This is a genomic window from Sphaerisporangium sp. NPDC004334 (genome assembly GCF_053602655.1).
In genome coordinates, this window is record NZ_JBSGDZ010000002.1 from 198,717 (window position 1) to 215,797 (window position 17,081).

13 protein-coding genes are annotated in these 17,081 nt (G+C 73.0%); 7 read left to right on the top strand and 6 right to left on the bottom strand.

The genetic code is table 11. From position 1 onward, the window contains the following. Positions 1-111: 111 nt before the first annotated feature. Complete coding sequence (locus tag ACWEN6_RS02835; RefSeq protein ID WP_452568657.1) at positions 112-420, bottom strand: STAS domain-containing protein; 309 nt, start codon at positions 418-420, stop codon at positions 112-114. Next, positions 420-4,589: a SpoIIE family protein phosphatase gene (locus tag ACWEN6_RS02840; RefSeq protein ID WP_452568658.1), complete on the bottom strand. Its 4,170-nt coding sequence runs from the start codon at positions 4,587-4,589 to the stop codon at positions 420-422. The genes ACWEN6_RS02835 and ACWEN6_RS02840 overlap by 1 nt, the downstream gene beginning before the upstream one ends. 421 nt (positions 4,590-5,010) lie before the next feature. Between ACWEN6_RS02840 and ACWEN6_RS02845 the strand changes: the two genes are divergently transcribed. After that, on the top strand, positions 5,011-5,367 hold the full coding sequence (locus tag ACWEN6_RS02845; RefSeq protein ID WP_452568659.1) for an STAS domain-containing protein: 357 nt from the start codon (positions 5,011-5,013) through the stop codon (positions 5,365-5,367). 25 nt (positions 5,368-5,392) lie between these two features. On the opposite strand, the gene ACWEN6_RS02850 is transcribed toward ACWEN6_RS02845, so the two are convergent. After that, positions 5,393-6,067 carry an NADPH-dependent F420 reductase gene (locus tag ACWEN6_RS02850; RefSeq protein ID WP_452568660.1) on the bottom strand — a complete coding sequence of 225 codons (675 nt, stop codon included), beginning with the start codon at positions 6,065-6,067 and terminating at the stop codon, positions 5,393-5,395. A 100-nt stretch (positions 6,068-6,167) separates the two neighbouring features. Here ACWEN6_RS02850 and ACWEN6_RS02855 point away from each other — a divergent pair, with 100 nt between their 5' ends. The 6 genes from ACWEN6_RS02855 to cutA all read left to right on the top strand — a co-directional run bounded on the left by ACWEN6_RS02855 (position 6,168) and on the right by cutA (position 13,139). Beyond that, positions 6,168-6,545, top strand: a complete 378-nt coding sequence (locus ACWEN6_RS02855; RefSeq protein WP_452568661.1) for a winged helix-turn-helix transcriptional regulator — start codon at positions 6,168-6,170, stop codon at positions 6,543-6,545. A gap of 248 nt (positions 6,546-6,793) precedes the next feature. Further along, positions 6,794-7,630: an oxidoreductase gene (locus tag ACWEN6_RS02860; RefSeq protein ID WP_452568662.1), complete on the top strand. Its 837-nt coding sequence runs from the start codon at positions 6,794-6,796 to the stop codon at positions 7,628-7,630. 335 nt (positions 7,631-7,965) lie between these two features. Next, positions 7,966-9,336 carry a uracil-xanthine permease family protein gene (locus ACWEN6_RS02865; protein ID WP_452568663.1) on the top strand — a complete coding sequence of 457 codons (1,371 nt, stop codon included), beginning with the start codon at positions 7,966-7,968 and terminating at the stop codon, positions 9,334-9,336. Further along, the gene (locus ACWEN6_RS02870; protein ID WP_452568664.1) at positions 9,333-10,241 is read left to right on the top strand and encodes an FAD binding domain-containing protein; all 909 of its coding nucleotides are present in this window, start codon (positions 9,333-9,335) and stop codon (positions 10,239-10,241) included. Before ACWEN6_RS02865 ends, ACWEN6_RS02870 begins: the two co-directional genes overlap by 4 nt. Continuing rightward, entirely contained in the window at positions 10,234-10,752 is a 519-nt protein-coding gene (locus tag ACWEN6_RS02875) for a (2Fe-2S)-binding protein (RefSeq protein WP_354839048.1), read from the top strand. Before ACWEN6_RS02870 ends, ACWEN6_RS02875 begins: the two co-directional genes overlap by 8 nt. Further along, on the top strand, positions 10,749-13,139 hold the full coding sequence (gene cutA, locus ACWEN6_RS02880) for an aerobic carbon-monoxide dehydrogenase large subunit (protein WP_452568665.1): 2,391 nt from the start codon (positions 10,749-10,751) through the stop codon (positions 13,137-13,139). Before ACWEN6_RS02875 ends, cutA begins: the two co-directional genes overlap by 4 nt. 281 nt (positions 13,140-13,420) lie before the next feature. Here cutA and cydB read toward each other — a convergent pair whose 3' ends face one another. The 3 genes from cydB to ACWEN6_RS02895 all read right to left on the bottom strand — a co-directional run bounded on the left by cydB (position 13,421) and on the right by ACWEN6_RS02895 (position 16,653). Continuing rightward, positions 13,421-14,350, bottom strand: coding sequence for a cytochrome d ubiquinol oxidase subunit II (cydB, locus tag ACWEN6_RS02885; RefSeq protein ID WP_452568666.1), 930 nt, complete (start codon positions 14,348-14,350; stop codon positions 13,421-13,423). A gap of 9 nt (positions 14,351-14,359) precedes the next feature. Beyond that, positions 14,360-15,796, bottom strand: a complete 1,437-nt coding sequence (locus tag ACWEN6_RS02890) for a cytochrome ubiquinol oxidase subunit I (protein ID WP_452568667.1) — start codon at positions 15,794-15,796, stop codon at positions 14,360-14,362. 179 nt (positions 15,797-15,975) lie between these two features. Continuing rightward, on the bottom strand, positions 15,976-16,653 hold the full coding sequence (locus ACWEN6_RS02895; RefSeq protein ID WP_452568668.1) for a polysaccharide deacetylase family protein: 678 nt from the start codon (positions 16,651-16,653) through the stop codon (positions 15,976-15,978). Positions 16,654-17,081 lie beyond the last annotated feature (428 nt).

The following is a 17,081-nucleotide window of genomic DNA, read 5'->3' on the forward strand; positions in this document are numbered from 1 at the left end:
TCGTGTCTGTCACCTCCCAGATGCGACTCGGCGGCGAACTGTTGCACCGGAGGGCCGGGCGGCCGTGGCCTTCCGCGGGCGGCTGCTGGAAGGGCCGGCTGCGGTGGGGTGTCAGGACGGGTCTGACGGGTTCCGTTCGATGGTGGTGAGTTCGGAGAGGCCGGAGATGGTGAGGACTGGGGTGAGGATGGGGTTGGCGACCAGGCGGATGTTGGAGGCGTGGGTGAACAGGACGGTCAGGCCGGCGCTGTCGAGGTAGTCCACCTGGCTCAGGTCGACGAGCAGCGGGCCGTCGGCGGCCGAGCGGGTCAGCGCCTCGTCCAGGTCGCCGGCGTTGCTCATGTCGATCTCCCCGGTGACGGCGAGGACCGGGGTGCCGTCGGACCGCTCTGAGGCGACCAGTGTCAGGGGGGTGGCCATCAGGGAATCCTCGCATGCATGTCGACGGTGGTCCCGGCGGCGCCGGGGTGGATGGAGACCTCGTTCATCAGGGCGCGCATGAGCGCGACGCCACGGCCGCGATGGGCGTTGGCCTCGGGCTGCGGGGTCTTCCAGCGGCCGGTGTCGGCGATGGTCAGCCGCAGGCCGCTGACGGTGGCGACGGCCCGCAGGCGGATCATGTGGCCGGGGGCGTGGCGGTGCCCGTGCTCGATCGCGTTGGCGCAGGCCTCCCCGGCCGCGACCAGCACGTTCTGGATCATCGAGGGCGCGAGCTGGCAGCGGGTCAGCCAGTCGCGTAGCGCGTTGCGCACGGGGGCGAGCTGGCTGGACTCGGCGGGGAAGGCGACCTCCAGGGGGGCGGGCTGGCGGTACAGCAGCAGGGCGACGTCGTCGGTGTAGCCGCCGTCCGGCGCGAGCAGGGACATGACGTCCTCGGCCAGGTCCTCCAGCGGGGTGGACCGGCCCGCCTGGAGGGCTCCGCCGGCCTGGCCGATGCCGGCGGTCAGCGGACGCCGGCGGCGCTCGACCAGGCCGTCGGTGTACAGCAGCAGGGTCGACCGGGCCGGCATGGTGCACCTGGCCTCGGGCCGCGCGAGCCCCGGCCGTACGGCCAGCGGGACGGAGCGGGCCTCCTCCAGGAGCAGAGTGGTCCCGTCGGCGTGGGCGACGATGCCGGGGGGATGACCGGCGCTGGAGTAGACCAGGTCACCGGTGGCGGTGTCCAGGACGCCGCAGAACACGGTGGTGCACTTGGCGCCGGGGACCAGGGCGGCGAACCGGTCGAGGGCGGTCAGCGCCTGGGCGGGACCGGCGTCCTGCAGCAGCAGGGCGCGGCAGGCGCTGCGCAACTGCCCCATGACGGCCGCGGCCTTCAACCCCCGGCCCACGCAGTCGCCGACCACGATGCCGATGCGCTCCTCGGCCAGCGGCACTATGTCGTACCAGTCGCCGCCGACCTCCAGCGGCCGGCCCGCCGGTTCGTAGCGCACGGCGAAGCCGTCGGGGAGCTGGGACGGGCCCAGGATGGCGCGCTGGAGGGCCACGGCGGCCTCGCGCTGCTGGTCGAGCTGCTGGACCCGGTGCAGGCCCTGACCGAGATGGCCGGCCAGCAGTGCCAGCAACGTCTGGTCCTCGTCGGTGAAGGGCCGGTTCTGGCCGAGATCGACCCAGATGGCCAGCAGCCCTTCGGGGTGCTCGAGGGTGACGCCGGCTCCGCCCGCCTCCGAGGCGGCCGGGCGCAGCGGCGGCCGGTCGCGCAGCCCCTCCAGATCCTCGCGCACCTCCTCCGGCAGGTCGTGCCACCCGCCCTCCGAGGGCGCGGCGACGACAGGTGGCGGGCTTTCGCCGTTCCAGACGGCGGCCACGACGCGGCGGGCCTGCCAGACCTCCCGCAGCGAGGAGAGGGCCCCGCTCAGGGCGTCGGACACGGTGTCCGCCTGGGACAGGCGCATGCTGAGCGCGGCCAGGGCGCTCTCGCGCTGCACGAGGTAGTGCTCGGCGGTGACGTCGTGCAGGGTGCCCACGACGCGGCGCCGGCCGGTGTCGGGGTCGGCGACGCCGTTGAAGGTGGCCGCGATCCAGACCCGGTGCCCGTCCCGGTGGGTGACGGGGATCACGTAGCTGCCCTTGCCCTCGCCGACCAGCCCGGCGAACGCCTCGGCGACCATGGCGTGGGCCTGCGGATCGTCCTTCTCGTCCGGCCACCAGGGGTGCATGGGGGTGTAGGGCAGGCCCTCGGGCCCGTAGCCGAGGATGTCGATGAACGCCGAGTTGATCTCGATCACGGCGCCGTCCTCGTCGGTGACGAAGAACGCCTCCTGCAGGGAGTCGATCATGGCGCTGCGCCACCGGGCGTGGCGGTTGCGCATCCGGGCCAGCTCCACGTTCGCCCGCACCCGGGCCAGCAGCTCGGCGGCCGAGAACGGTTTGACCAGGTAGTCGTCCGCGCCCGCCTCCAGGCCCTCGATGGAGGCCTCCTGCCCGGCGCGGGCCGACAGCAGCAGCACCGGCACACCGGCGGTGCGCGGGTCGGACCGCAGCGCCGAGACCAGGGCCAGGCCGTCCAGGCGCGGCATCATCACGTCGCTGACCACCAGGTCGGGAGCGTCCGCGCGGACGGCGTCCAGGGCGTCCATCCCGTCGCCGGCGGTCTCGACGCGGTATCCGGCGCCCTTCAGCAGGCGGGCGAGGTACTCGCGCATGTCGGCGTTGTCGTCGGCGATCAGAACCCGTGTGCGCGCGCCGTCATCCGACGCCGAGGGGTGGGCGCCGGCGGATTCGGCGGCGGCCGTCCCTTCGGCGGCCGTGCCGTCTCCGGGCAGCCAGCGCAGGGCCTCTTCGACGAACGGACCGGCGGTGACCGAGACCGCCTCCGCCGCCCCGGCGGGGACCAGGCTTCCGGCCGGCAGGTGGGCGGGACCGAAGGGCAGGCGGATGGTGAAGCGGGTGCCCTCGCCCTCGGCGCTGTCGGCGGCGATGGTGCCGCCGTGCAGGCCGACCAGTTCCTGGACCAGGGCCAGCCCGATGCCGCTGCCCTCGTTGGAGCGCGACCGGGCGCTCTCGATGCGGTGGAACCGCTCGAACAGCCGCGGCACCTCCTCGGCCGGGACGCCGATGCCCGTGTCGGTGACCGTGACCACCGCGTGGGCGTCCTGGGCGCGCACCGTGACGCCGATCGAGCCGTCGAAGGTGAACTTCAGCGCGTTGCTCAGCAGGTTGAGCACCACCTTCTCCCACATGCCGAGGTCGAGGTAGACCGGCTCGGCCAGCGGCGGGCAGTCCACCTTGAAGACCAGGCCGGCCTTGTCTATCGCGGAGCGGAAGACGCTGGCCAGCTCGGCGGTCACGGCGGCCAGATCCACCGGCTCGTACCGGGCCTGCATGCGGCCGGCCTCGATGCGGGAGAAGTCGAGCAGGGTGTTGACGAGCTTGCCCAGCCGCAGGCCGTTGCGGTGGACGACCTCCAGGTCGTCGCGCACCTGCTGGTCGGCGCCGGCCAGCGTGGTGCGCAGTTCCTGCACCGGCCCCATGATCAGGGTGAGGGGGGTGCGGAACTCGTGGCTGATGTTGGAGAAGAAGACGGTCTTCGCGCGGTCGAGCTCGGCCAGTTCCTCCGCCCGCCGCTGCTGGGCCTGGTAGCTGCGGGCGCTGGCGATGCCCGCCGCGACGTGCCCCGCGGCCAGTTCGAGGAACCCGCGGTAACCGTCGTCCAGCGGCCGGTACCGGTTGAGTGCGGCCACCAGGAACCCGTACGGCGTGCCGCCCTGCTGGAGCAGCGGCACCACCAGCGCCTGCGTGGGCGGCTCGGGCCAGTCTCCGGACGGCAGGCCGGTGAACGGCGCGCGGTCGAGGGCCATGAGCACCGGCTCGCCCTGGGCCAGCGCCGCCGCCGGCCACACACCGGCCGGATCATCGAGGGGGAGGGTCGCGGGAGCGGCAGGGTGCCCGGCGGAGATCCCGGTCGTCCCCGCGAGCCGCGCCTGGCCCTCCTCGTCGAACAGGTAGGTCAGCGTGAACGGCAGGTCATGCGGGTTGCGGCCGAGCTGGCCGCAGGCGAAGGCCAGCATCTGCCGCTCGGTGCGGACCACGCTGGGATCGGAGCCGAGATCGCGCAGCGTCGCCATGCGCCGCTCGCCGATGACGCGGTCGGTGTCCTCGCTGACGACGCACAGCATGCCGACCACCGCGCCGTCGTCGTCCCGGAGGGGACTGTAGGAGAAGGTGTGGTAGGTCTCCTCCGGGTAGCCCGCCCGTTCGAGGAACAGCAGCAGCGCCTCGTCCCAGGTGGCCTTCCCCGTCTCCAGCACGGCGTCGATCCGCGGGCCGATGTCGTCCCAGATCTCCGCCCACACCTCGCCGGCCGGCCGCCCCAGCGCCCAGGGATACTTGCGGCCCAAGGTGTCGCGGCGGTAGGCGGCGTTGCAGAAGAACGTCAACCGCGGCCCCCACGCCATCCACATGGGGAAGCGGGACGACAGCAGGATGCTCACCGCGGTCTGCAGGCTCTGTGGCCACTGGTCGGGCCGCCCGAGCGGGGTCTCCCGCCAGTCCACCCTGATCAGATCAAGGCCGATCTCGTCGTCGATGGTGAAAATGTCGGCGCCGGCCGCTCTCACCGGCCCGCGCTGAGCGTCGTCACGGCGCATCATCCGCCACCCTCCCGTCAACCCCGTCAACGCCGAGCCCGGCTACCCCGATTCGCGCACGTCACACGCCGTTCGCCTCGTCGGCGCCGGGAGAAGGCGGGCGCGTCGATCGGCGAGTCTCGAGGGCCGTCCCCCGTCCCCCGCCGCTCATCCCGTGCCCGCCTCCGCCCGGGCGGATCGAACGCTCCGCCGCCCGACGTGGCAGGTCATGCAACGGTTCAACGGTTACGTAGGATATGGCAAATCGCTCCGGAGCCCTGCGTCCGCTCCGGGCGGCGAGGCCGAGGGAAGGAGCCTGACGTCAGCACCTTCGACGAATCGCTCACTGACGCGGCCGCGCCCCCACGACGTGTCGGACGACGCCGCGATGCCCGCCCTGTTCGTTCCCGTCCGCTCGACGGCCGTCCCTTCTCCAGGAGCCTCGGTGCAGCATGACGACGGCCTGACCGTCACTCTCCAGCCGCATTCGGCGCGCCTTCACGTGCTGGCCGTCGCCGGTGAGCTGGATCACCACACCGCCCCCCGTCTGCGGGCGGTTCTCGACGAGTTCACCTTCGTCCCCGCCGCCGGGCTGGTCATCGACCTGTCGGCGCTGACGTTCTGCGACTCCACCGGCATCTCGCTGCTGGTCGCCGCGCACCAGCGCGCCCAAGAGGCCGGCGCCGCCGTGGCCCTGGCCGGCCTGCATCCCGACATCGCCCACGTCTTCCACATCATGGGCCTGGACCGGCTGTTCTCCTGCCACGACACCACGGACAAGGCCATATCCGCCCTGCGGTGAGTCGCGGGGCGATCGGCGGTCACGCTCACGGGGAGGCCGTGGCCGCGTCCACCGCGGTGACCGGCGACGGGACGTGGGGGACGGCGGAGCGGGGGTCGACGCCGGCGAAGGCGAGCCCGATGACGAAACCGGCGGCCTCCTCGAGCTGGCGGGCGCGCTCCAGCGGGCCCAGCACGGCAGGCACCCCGCCCACGTCGCGCACCAGCTCCCCGACCACGCGCAGAGCCTCCGGGTCGTCGCCGCACATCGCCACCGCCACCGGAGAGGCGTCCTGGCCGGAAGTGCCGGCCCACTGGCCGGCGGGGAACAGGTGGAAGGCCTTGACGACGCCCGCGCCCGGCGCCAGTGCGGAGATCCGCTGCGCCGCCGACTCGCCGCTTCCGGTCAGCAACGCGCCGACGCCGTGCTCGACGGCGTTCGTGGGATCGATCAGCGGCACCCCGTGCAGGCTCCCGCCGGGGGCGCCGGCGCTGCGCAGCATGTCCTCGGCCCCCTCCCAGGACACCGCGAGCAGCACCGCGTCGCGTCCGGTCACCGCTTCGCGCGGCGTGACCGCGCGCACTCCCCGGCCGAGCCGGTCGGCGAGGCCGCGCGCCTTGGCCGGCGACCGCCCTCCGATCACCACCTCGTGACCCGCGCCCACCCATCCGGTGCCCAGCCCTTCCGCCAGGTTTCCCGTGCCCAGGATGCCGATTCGCATCGTCTCTCCCTGTCTTCGCCGTTGTGCGGTCGATGGCAACGCTAGGGAAGGCGATGCGCACCGATCGGTGCGCATCGCGGGAGCGATGATGGAAGGCGAGATGAGCGAGCGCGAAGCCCACTGCTACGAGCTGGTCGCCGACTGCCGCATGCGCGCGGCCACCGACCTGTTCGCCCACACCTGGGACCCGGTCGTCCTGGCAGCCCTGCGCCCGGGCGCGCGGCGGCGCCGCGAGCTGCGCGCGTCGATCGGCGGCATCAGCGACAAAGCGCTGACCGAGGCGTTGCACCGCCTGCTCGCCAGCGGCCTGGTGACTCGCCAGGCGTACGCGGAGGCCCCACCTCGCGTCGAGTACGGCCTGACCGGTCTGGGGCGGAGCCTCGTCGACGGCCCCATGACCGCCCTCGGCCGGTGGATCCTCGACCACGGCGACGAACTCCTCGACGCCCAGGAGACCGCGACGGACAGGAGCGTGTGAACGATAGAGAGCGTGTGAACGATAGAGAAGGCCCGTGGCCGACCGGGAACGCGGTGCGGTAACGCTTTTGTGTCCGGGCGACGGTGGCCTCGTCCAGGGAATTCGTTTACTTTTGGTGACGTCCGCGAACGCTGCGTCGACGGCGTCATTCCGCGGCCTCGCTCTACGTGCGAAGACTCCAGTTCGGCGCGTCCCTGCCCTTACGTCCCCGAGCCGCACTCCAGCTCCGTAGCGGAAGGCTGCACCGCATGTCGAAGGTCTGGTTGACCACGGGAAGCTCTCGCGGCCTCGGCCGCGAACTCGCCGAGGCCGTGCTGGCCGCCGGTCATCGCCTCGTCGCCACGGCGCGCAGGCCCGAAGTGCTCCACGATCTCGTGGCCCGGTACGGCGGCCAGGTCCGCGCGGTCGCGCTGGACGTCACCGACGCCGCGGCCGCCCGTGCGGCCGTCCAGACGGCGGTCGAGGAGTTCGGCCGCCTGGACGTGGTGGTGAACAACGCCGGGTACGGCGTCGTGTCGGCCATCGAGGAGACCTCCGAGGAGGACTTCCGCGCGCAGATCGAGACCAATCTGTTCGGCACCGTCAACGTCACCAAGGCCGCTCTGCCGGTACTGCGCGCGCAGCGATCCGGTCACATCATCCAGGTGACGTCCCTCGGCGGCCGTGTCGCGGTCTCACCGGGCATAGGCGCCTACCAGACGGCGAAGTTCGCCGTCACGGGCTTCTCCGAATGTCTCAGCTTGGAGGTGCGGCCCTTCGGGGTCAAGGTCACGATCGTCGAGCCCGGCGCGATGCGCACCGACTGGATCGCCGACTCCGTCAGCGCGGCGCAGGCCACGGAGGACTACCGGCAGACGGTCGGCGAGGTGATCGGCTTCTTCGCCGCCTACGCCGGCAACGAGGGGGGAGACCCGGCGCGGGTGGCCAGGGCCATCGTCGACCTCGCCGACGCCGAGGAACCGCCTTTGCGTCTGCTGCTGGGCTCGGACGCGGTCGAGATCGCCGAGCAGGCCTCCAGCGCTCGCGCGGCCGAGGCCGACAAATGGGCGGCCGTGAGCAGGTCGGTCGACTTCCCCGTGCACTGAGCCGCCGCGACGGCGGTGGTCCGGATCGTCGTCGCGTCATCGCGACGGGGGTCCGGATCGTCTTCGCGTCGCCGCGACGGGGGTCCGGCTCGTCCTCGCGTCGCGCGAGGGGGCCGGCCGGCGTCGGGTCCCGGCGTTCACTCGGCGTCGCGGGGCCGGTGCGCAAGCGGACTGCTGGTGAGATCGTCACCTTTGGCAAGTCCTTACCATGTGGACGGCCCTGGACTGGTCTAATGTGCCGCAACAAGCCACAACGGCAATAACGGTACGACGCCGCGGAGGTCCGCCTGCGGGGTGGCCACCGACCGCCCGGCCCGGTCAGTGAAGGGGCTCTCATGGCCTTCGGTTGGAAGTTGCACGGGGACGGGCGCGGTCTGACGCCCGGCGAGGTGGTCAGGCCGGACGAGCGGCTGAGCTGGCCGCGCATGGTGGGGTTCGGCGCGCAGCACGTCATCGCCATGTTCGGGGCGACGTTCGTCTTCCCCCTGATCATGGGCCTGAACGCCAACGTGGCGATCATGATGTCGGGTGTCGCGACGATCCTGTTCCTGCTGATCGTGCAGGGCAGGATCCCGAGCTACCTGGGCACGTCGGCCTCGTTCGTCGGCGGCGTGGTGGCGATCCGTGCGGCGGGCGGCGACGACGGCACGGTCACCGGGGCCATCCTGGTGGCCGGCGTCGTGCTCGCGCTGTGCGGCGTCGCCGTGCACTACCTCGGCGTCGGGGTGATCAACCGCGTCTTCCCGCCGGTGGTCACCGGCGCGGTGGTCATGCTCATCGGGTTCGGCCTCGCCTACGTGGTCGCCGACGTCTACTGGCCGCAGGACCCGTGGATCGCGCTGATCACCATGATCGTCACCGGCGTCATCCTGGTGGCGTTCAAGGGCTTCGCCGGCCGCATCGGCATCCTGCTCGGCCTGGTCGCCGGCTTCGTCCTGTCGTGGGTCGCCGACAAGGCGTTCGGCGCCATCACCGCCTTCAACGCCGGCGCCGGCAAGGTCGACACCCACCCGCGGGTGAGCTTCCAGGGGGTGACGGACGCCTCCTGGTTCGGCTGGCCCGACCTGCACGCGCCGAACTTCACCGTCTCGGCCATCGTGCTGGTGCTCCCCGCGGTGATCGCGCTGATCGCCGAGAACGTCGGCCACGTCAAGGCCGTCGGCGAGATGACCGGCACCGACGTCGATCCGTACATGGGGCGGGCGGTCTTCGCCGACGGCGTCGGCACGGCGCTGGCCAGCGCGGTCGGCGGCTCGCCCACCACGACCTACGCCGAGAACATCGGGGTCATGGCGGCGACCAGGGTCTACTCCACCGCCGCCTACTACATCGCCGCCGTCGTGGCCATCCTGTTCGGGTTCATGCCCAAGTTCGGCGCGCTGGTGGCGGCCACGCCGGGCGGCGTGCTCGGCGGCATCACCGTCATCCTGTACGGCATGATCGGCCTGCTGGGCGCCAGGATCTGGATCGAGAACCGCGTGGACTTCGCCGACCCGGTGAACATGGTCCCGATCGGGGCGGGCATCATCCTGGCGATCGGCCCGGTGTCGCACCAGATCACCGGCGACTTCTCGCTGGCCGGCATCGCGCTCGGCACCGTCGTGGTCCTCGGCGGGTACCACCTGCTGCGGGCCATCTCCTGGAGGAGGACGGACCCGGGCGGCGCGGCGCCGGCCGTCGCCGAAGGGAGAGAGACCAGCGCGTGAAGCCACCCCCGTTCGACTACCACGCGCCCACCGGCCTCGGCGAGACCCTGGAGGTCCTCGCCGGGGCGGGGGCGTACGCCAAGGTGCTGGCCGGCGGCCAGAGCCTGATCCCTCTGCTCAACATGCGGCTGGCCTCGCCGTCGCACCTGGTGGACATCAACCGCCTCGCCGAACTGGACACCATCGTGGTGCGGGGCGGCGGGGTGCGTGTCGGCGCGCTCGCCAGGCACGCGGCCGTCGAGCGGTCCGAGGCCGCCGCCCGGGCCCAGCCGCTGCTGCGGGCCGCGCTCCGTCAGGTGGCGCACCCGGTGATCCGCAACCGCGGCACCGTGGTCGGCAGCCTGGTCCACGCCGACCCCTCGGCCGAGCTGCCCGCCGTGCTCACCGTGCTGGAAGGGTCGGTGCGGCTGGCGCGGCACGGGGGCGGCGAGCGCGAGGTGCCGGCGTCGGAGTTCTTCGTCGGGCCCCTTGAGTCGGCGCTGCGTCCAGGAGAGCTGGCCGTCTCGGCGTTCTTCCCCGCGCTGCCGCCCCGCGCGGGCAGCGCCTTCTGCGAGGTGGCGCGCCGGCACGGCGACTACGCCGTGGCCGGGGCCGCCGCCGTGGTCGTGCTGGACGACGACCAGCGCATCGCCTCCGCCCGGGTGGCGTGCGTGAGCGCCGGGCCGGTCCCGGTGCTGCTGGACCTGTCGGAGGTGTGCGCCCGCAGGCCCGCCGCCTCGGCCGACTGGGCCGCCGTCGCGGCGGCCGTGCGCGACCGCGTGGACCCCGAGGGGGACATCCACGCCACCGCCGACTACCGTCGGCATCTGACCGGGGTGCTGGCCGAGCGGGCGCTGCGCGTGGCGGCTCAGGAGGCCGCTCAGGAGGCCGCCGGCGAGGGAACGGGGGAGTCCGCCGATGGGTGAGGCGCTGCACGAGATCGCGCTGACGGTCAACGGGGTGGTGCGGCGGGCGCGGGTCCCTGCCCGGCGGCTGCTGTCGGACTGCCTGCGCCACGACCTCGGCCTCACCGGCACCCACGTCGGCTGCGAGCACGGCGTCTGCGGGTGCTGCACGGTGCTGATGGACGGCGCGCCCGCCCGCTCGTGCCTGACGTTCGCGGTGACGGCGGACGGGCACGAGATCACGACCGTCGAGGGGCTGGCCGGGCCGGACGGGGCGCTGTCGCCGGTGCAGCGGGCGTTCTCCGAGTGCCACGCGCTGCAGTGCGGCTTCTGCACCCCCGGGTTCCTGTGCACGGTCACCGCGCTGCTGCGCGAGACCCCGGCGCCGACCGACGAGCAGGTGGTCGAGGGGATCTCGGGCAACCTGTGCCGGTGCACCGGCTACCAGAACATCGTCAAGGCGGTCCACCGGGCGGCCGAGCTGATCGCCGACGAGGACGGGACGCCGGCCGCGGCGGGTGGTGAGGCGTGACGACCAGACTGTTCGGCGAGCCGGTCCAGCGCAGGGAGGACCTGCGGCTGATCACCGGGCAGGGCCGCTACCTGGACGACCTGGGGCACGACGCGCTGGCCGCGGCGTTCGTCCGCTCGCCGCACGCGCATGCCCGCATCCGCGACATCGACGTGTCGGCCGCCCTCGACGTGGACGGGCTGGTCGCGATCTACACCTGGGAGGACCTGCCGGAACGGGTCCGCGACCCGCTGCCGCTGCTGATCCCGCACCCGGCGCTGACCCACGGGCGCACGGCCTACCCGCTGGCCAGAGAACTCGTCCGGCACGTCGGCGAGCCGGTCGTCATGGTCGTCGCCCGCGACCGCTACCTCGCCGAGGACGCCGCCGCGCTCGTCGAGGTGGACTACGAGATCCTCAAACCGGTCGTGGGCATCGAGGAAGCCGCCCAGGGCGCCCACCTGGTGCACCAGGACGTCCCCGGCAACCTCGGCGCCCACCTGGTGCAGGAGGTGCCCTCCGCCGCGGGCCGCGGCGCCCGGGAGGCCGTCGAGGCGGCGCCGCACGTGCTGTCGTTCCGCCTGGACTTCGAGCGCAGCGCCTCCACGCCCCTGGAGGGGCGCGGCGTGTACGCGCGGTGGGACGCCGACGACCGGTCGCTGCGGGTCTACAGCTCGACGCAGACCTCGACCAGCGTGCGCATGGCCATCGCCGCCAAGCTGGGGCTCCCGCTGCCCTCGGTGGAGGTGATCGCCCCCGACGTCGGCGGCGGGTTCGGCGTCAAGATCGTCCACCCCTGGCCGGAGGAGGTGCTCGTCCCCTGGGCGGCGATGCTGCTCGGCCGTGAGGTCAAGTGGGCGGAGGACCGCCGCGAGCACTTCATCTCCTCGGCCCACGAGCGCGGCCAGGTGCAGCACGTGCGCGTCGGCTTCGACGACGAGGGGCACGTGCTGGGCCTTGAGGTGACGATCCTGCACGACCACGGCGCCTACACCCCGTACGGCATCATCGTGCCGATCATCACCTCGACCCAGCTGCTCGGGCCGTACCGCATCGGCGCCTACCGGGTCGAGTTCTCCTCGATCTACACCAACACCGTGCAGGTCACCCCGTACCGCGGCGCCGGGCGCCCGCAGGGGGTGTTCTGCATGGAGCGCACGATGGACCGCATCGCGGCCCACCTCGGCATGGACCGCGCGGCGGTGCGCGCCGCCAACTTCATCCAGCCCGGCGACTTCCCCTACGACCAGGGGCTGGTCTTCCAGGACGGCCGCCCGCTGATCTACGACAGCGGCGACTATCCCGAGTCGCTGCGCATGCTCAAGGAGCTGATCGGCTGGGACGGCTTCCCGGCGATGAAGGCCGAGGCGGCCGCGCGCGGCAAGCGGCTCGGCATCGGGCTCGGCTGCTACGTCGAGGGCACCGGCGTGGGCCCCTACGAGGGCGGGCACGTGCAGGTGACCTCCGACGGACGGGTCCACGTCTCCACCGGCCTCACCTCGCAGGGCCAGGGGCACGAGACGGTGTTCGCCCAGATCGCGGCCACCGAGCTGGGCGTGCCGCTGTCCAGTGTGTCGGTGGTGACCGGCGACACCCGGCGCTTCGGGTACGCCGTCGGCACCTTCGCCTCGCGGGCCGCCGTGATGAGCGGCAACGCGATCGCCCTGGCCTGCCGCAAGGTCCGCGACAAGGCCCTGCGCATCGCCGCCGAGGCGCTGGAGGCCGACCCGCGCGACCTTGAGATCGAGGACGGCGTCGTGCGCGTCGTCGGCGCCCCCGGGGCGTCGCTGCCGCTGGCGACGGTCGCCGTGCTGTCCAACCCGCTCAGGTACGCCTTCGACGAGGAGGCCGCGCGGGCGACGCAGTTCGCGGGGCAGGCCCCGATGGACCGGCCGCCGGTCGAGGAGGGCGAGGAGCCGGGGCTGGAGGGGCGCGACTACTACTCGCCGGTGCGCTCGACCTTCGCCTCCGGCATGCACGCCGCCATCGTGGAGACCGACCCCGACACCGCCGAGATCCGCATCCTGCGCTACGCCGTCGTGCACGACTGCGGCAAACTCATCAACCCCATGATCGTCGAGGGTCAGATCCACGGCGGGGTCGCGCAGGGCGTCGGCGGGGCGCTGTACGAGCGCATGGTCTACGACGGGCACGGTCAGCTGCTCAACGCCTCCTTCATGGACTTCCTGATGCCCTACGCCACCGAGGTGCCGGCCATCGAGACCGCCCACCTGGAGACGCCTTCGCCGCTGAACCCGCTCGGCATCAAGGGCGCGGGCGAGGCGGGGGTGATCCCGGTGTCCGCGGTGATCGCCTCGGCGGTCGAGGACGCCGAGGGGCTGCCGGTCGATCGGATGCCGATCTCCCCGTCCGAGCTGTACGAACTGCGCCGCTCCGCGGGGCGCTGACAAGCCCTGCCCGCCGCTTACGGCGAAGGCCGCCACGGGGGTGGCGGCCTTCGCGCCCCGCCCGGCGGGGGCGGGAATCCCGACCGGTCAGGTCGGTTCCGGTAGGCGGATGACGTCGGACGGCGGGGTGGACGAGGGACGCCGCGGCTCCCTCACCCCTCCCGTGTCGGGCCGGTCGTCGCGTCCACCAGCGGGGACGCGCGAACGGCGGCGCAGCAGCCGGTCGATGAGCCGTTTGAGCCCCATACGCGTATGACGTCCGTGCCCGGCGGCGAGTTCCCTCAGGCGGTGACGCGCTTGCGGAAGACCCAGTAGGTCCAGGCCTGGTAGCCGAGGACGAACGGCAGGGCCGCCAGGCCGATCCAGGTGAGCACGCCCAGCGTGTAGGGGCCGGACGCCGCCTCGGCGACGGTCAGGCCCGGCAGCGGCGCGCGCCACAGCGTGCCGAACAGCGCGGCCGTGGCCAGGACGATCGAGGCGGCGGTGGCGGTGAACGCCCAGCCCTCGCGGCGGCGCCAGAGCAGCGCGGCCGCGGCGGTCAGCGCGCCGGCGGCGGCCCCCGCGGCCAGCCACGGCAGCGGGTGGGCCGTCCAGCCGCCGCCCGCGGCCCGCGCGGCGGGGATGCCGGGGAGCGCCAGGACGGCGACCGGCAGCGCCACCGCCGCGATGCCCGAAGCGGCGCGGCGGGCACGGGCGCGCAGCGGCCCGGTCGTCTTCAGCGCGACGAACGCCGCGCCGTGCACCAGGGCCAGCGTCAGCGACAGCGCGCCGCCGAGCACGGTCGCCACCGCCGTGCCGTACAGCAGGTTGCCGAAGATCGCCCCCCAGAGGAACGCGGTGAGCGCGCTGCCGGCCACGATGCCCGCGTCGCACAGCGCGCGCTCCCGCGCGGTCACCTTGCCGCGCCACTCCAGGGCGACGCCGCGGACGATCAGGCCGGCCAGCACCATGACCAGCGGCAGGTAGAACCCGCTGAGCAGCCCCGCGTACCAGGCGGGGAAGGCCGCGAACATGGCGCCGACCGCGGTGATCAGCCACACCTCGTTGCCGTCCCAGACCGGGCCGATCGTCTCGAGCATCTGCTTGCGCTCGGCCTCGCCCCTGGTCAGCAGGGGCAGCAGCGCGCCGACGCCGAAGTCGAAGCCCTCCAGGACGAAGTAGCCGGTCCACAGGAAGGCGACGACCAGGAACCAGAAGGTGGTGAGTTCCATCGCGCTCTCCTAGTACATGAGGGTCGGTGTGAGGCGGGCCGCCTCGGCGTCGACGTCGCCCGGCCCGCGCGGGTTCGGCGACACGGTGAGGGGGTCGGGCCCGGCCTTGACGTGCCGCACGAGCAGGCGGGCCTCGGCGATCGCCAGCACGCCGTACAGGACCGTGAAGACGGCCAGCGATGCGGCCACCTCGCCGAGCGACACCCCGGGCGACACGCTGGCGGCGGTGAGCAGCTCGCCTTGAACGGTCCAGGGCTGCCGCCCGATCTCGCTGAGCAGCCACCCGGCGATCACCGCGAGCGTGGGCAGCGGGAGGGCGAGCAGGCCGGCGCGGGCGAACCAGGCGGGGACCGGGCGGCGGCGCCGGGTCAGCCAGAGGCCGAGCAGCGACAGCCCCACCGTCGAGAGGCCGAAGACGATCATGACACGGAAGGACCAGTAGACGACGGGGATGTTCGGCCGGTAGTCGGCGGGCCCGAACTCCGCCTGGTAGCGCCGCTGGATGTCCTCGACGCCCTGCACGCGGGCTCCCGGGTCGTGCGCGGCCAGCAGGCTCAGCAGGTTCGGCACCTCGATGCCCGGCACGGGGGAGAACGGCGCCCCGGCGGTGTCGTGCCGCAGCCCTTCGGCGGCGGCCAGCTTCATGGGCTGCTGCTCGCCCATATACCGCGCGGACGCATCACCGGTGCCGGCGAGGACCGCCCCGGCGAGGGCCGTCATGACCAGCGCGCCCCGCAGGGCGCCGCGCCACATGGCCGGGTCGCCGGGGACGCGGGCGGCGCGGGTGAGTGGGACGGCGGCGTCCCCGCCGGTGGCCGCGCGACGCTCGCGGATGATCCGGTAGCCGCTGACCGCGATGACGAAGCCGCCGGCGACGACGAAGGCGGCGGCGACCACGTGGGGCACCTGGGCCAGGGCCGTGGGGTTGGTCAGGACGGCCCACAGGTCGGTCATGCGGGCCCGGCCGTCGACCACTTGGTAGCCGACCGGGTGCTTCATCCAGGCGTTGGCGGCCAGGATGAAGTACGCCGAGATGTTGGAGCCGAGGACCGCGGCCCAGATGCAGGCCAGGTGCACCCGCTTGGGCAGCCGGTCCCAGCCGAAGATCCACAACCCGAGGAACGTCGACTCCAGGAAGAAGGCGAGCAGCGCCTCAAGGGCGAGCGGCGCGCCGAAGACGTCGCCGACGAAGGTGGAGTACTCGCTCCAGTTCATCCCGAACTGGAACTCCTGCACGATGCCGGTGACCACGCCCATCGCGAAGTTGATCAGGAAGAGCTTGCCGAAGAACCTGGTCAGCCGCAGGTAGTGCTCCTTGCCCGTGCGGTGCCAGGCGGTCTGCAGGCCGGCGACGAAGACCCCGAGGCCGATCGTCAGGGGTACGAAGAGAAAGTGGTACACGGTGGTGACCCCGAACTGCCACCGTGCCAGATCCAGTGCGTCCATGCACCCCTCACCCGGGCCCCTCAGCTCTACGGCTTGTAGTTCTACTTCTAGTAGTACTACGGCTTGTAGAGTAAATGTGGTGCGGAGGCCATGCCGTCCTGTGCGATCTTCGTCACACCCCCGCCCGCCGGGTCCCCCGGCGACGGGTCAATGGTCGGCCTCCTGGCCCGGCCGGGGCGTCACCCCACCGGCTGATTCCCCCCTACACCGCCCGGCGGAGCGGGCAGGCGCACGCCCGCCGCCCTGAGGTAGGCCTCCAGGTTCCCGAGCTCGAAGCCGCGCCGCTCGATCTTGTCGAGCAGGATCCGGAAGTCCCTCGCCAGATGGGCGCGGAAGTGCAGGAGCAGGATGTCGCCGGGGTGCAGCCGCTTGTCCGGCGTCTGGTAGGAGATCTTCCCGCCCGGCTGCACCGTCGCCGTCCACAGCAGTACGGCCGGCAGCCCGCACGACTTCGCCGCCCGCAGCGTGGTCCCGGTGTAGTTGCCGAACGGCGGCCGGAACAGCACGGGCCTGCGCCCGATCTCCCTCGCCACGACCTCGGCCGAGCCGCAGATCTCCTTGCGCTGCGCCCGGCTCCCGAGGTTCCACAGGTTCGGATGGGTCAGCGTGTGGGCCTCGACCGGCACGCCGAGGTCGCGCAGCTCCCGGAAGTAGGACCACTTGCCCGCGCCGACGTACCTTCCGCCCGCCGCCCCCGGGTCCGGCACGCCGCGCGCCTCCACCGCGTCGCGCATCGCGAACACCGTGATGGGGACCGCCCGCTCCCGGACCAGCCGCACGAACCCCGGATCCTGCTCCCAGCCGTCGTCGATGGTGAGGAAGACGACCTTCCGCCGGGTCGGGATCGAGCTGATCACCGGCACGGCCTCATCCGCCCGTGCCCGGACCCGCCCCACCTCCCCGTCCCGAGGCACCGCCCCCACCGGCACCGAAGAGACCGCGGGGCCCGGGGAGATCTGCGGGCCTGGAGAGCCTTGCGGGCGTGAAGTGAGCGCGGGGCCTTCGGGAACCATGGCGCTGGGAGACACCGCAGGACCCGGCGAGGAACGCGGGAGGGGCCCGTCGGTGATGGGGGACCGCGCCTCGGGTGGCCGGCCGGAGGTGGGGCGGACCTGGGATGATTCCCCAGCGCCAGAGGGGACCCGAGGCCGTTCGGCGGAGGCCGCGCCCACCGGGGGCGCCTCGCCGGAGGCGGTCCCGCCCATCGAGCAGACCACCAGAAGTCCCAGTCCCGCGGCCGCGCGTGACGCCTTCCGTCCCCAGATCATGACGGGCAATCTTGCCA

What these genes read in the sequence shown, in the direction of transcription:
- ACWEN6_RS02835 (WP_452568657.1), bottom strand. Translation starts at nt 420, where the DNA reads ATGGCCACCCCCCTGACACTGGTCGCCTCAGAGCGGTCCGACGGCACC.
- ACWEN6_RS02840 (WP_452568658.1), bottom strand. Translation starts at nt 4,589, where the DNA reads ATGATGCGCCGTGACGACGCTCAGCGCGGGCCGGTGAGAGCGGCCGGC.
- ACWEN6_RS02850 (WP_452568660.1), bottom strand. Translation starts at nt 6,067, where the DNA reads ATGCGAATCGGCATCCTGGGCACGGGAAACCTGGCGGAAGGGCTGGGC.
- ACWEN6_RS02855 (WP_452568661.1), top strand. Translation starts at nt 6,168, where the DNA reads ATGAGCGAGCGCGAAGCCCACTGCTACGAGCTGGTCGCCGACTGCCGC.
- ACWEN6_RS02860 (WP_452568662.1), top strand. Translation starts at nt 6,794, where the DNA reads ATGTCGAAGGTCTGGTTGACCACGGGAAGCTCTCGCGGCCTCGGCCGC.
- ACWEN6_RS02865 (WP_452568663.1), top strand. Translation starts at nt 7,966, where the DNA reads ATGGCCTTCGGTTGGAAGTTGCACGGGGACGGGCGCGGTCTGACGCCC.
- ACWEN6_RS02875 (WP_354839048.1), top strand. Translation starts at nt 10,234, where the DNA reads ATGGGTGAGGCGCTGCACGAGATCGCGCTGACGGTCAACGGGGTGGTG.
- cydB (WP_452568666.1), bottom strand. Translation starts at nt 14,350, where the DNA reads ATGGAACTCACCACCTTCTGGTTCCTGGTCGTCGCCTTCCTGTGGACC.
- ACWEN6_RS02890 (WP_452568667.1), bottom strand. Translation starts at nt 15,796, where the DNA reads ATGGACGCACTGGATCTGGCACGGTGGCAGTTCGGGGTCACCACCGTG.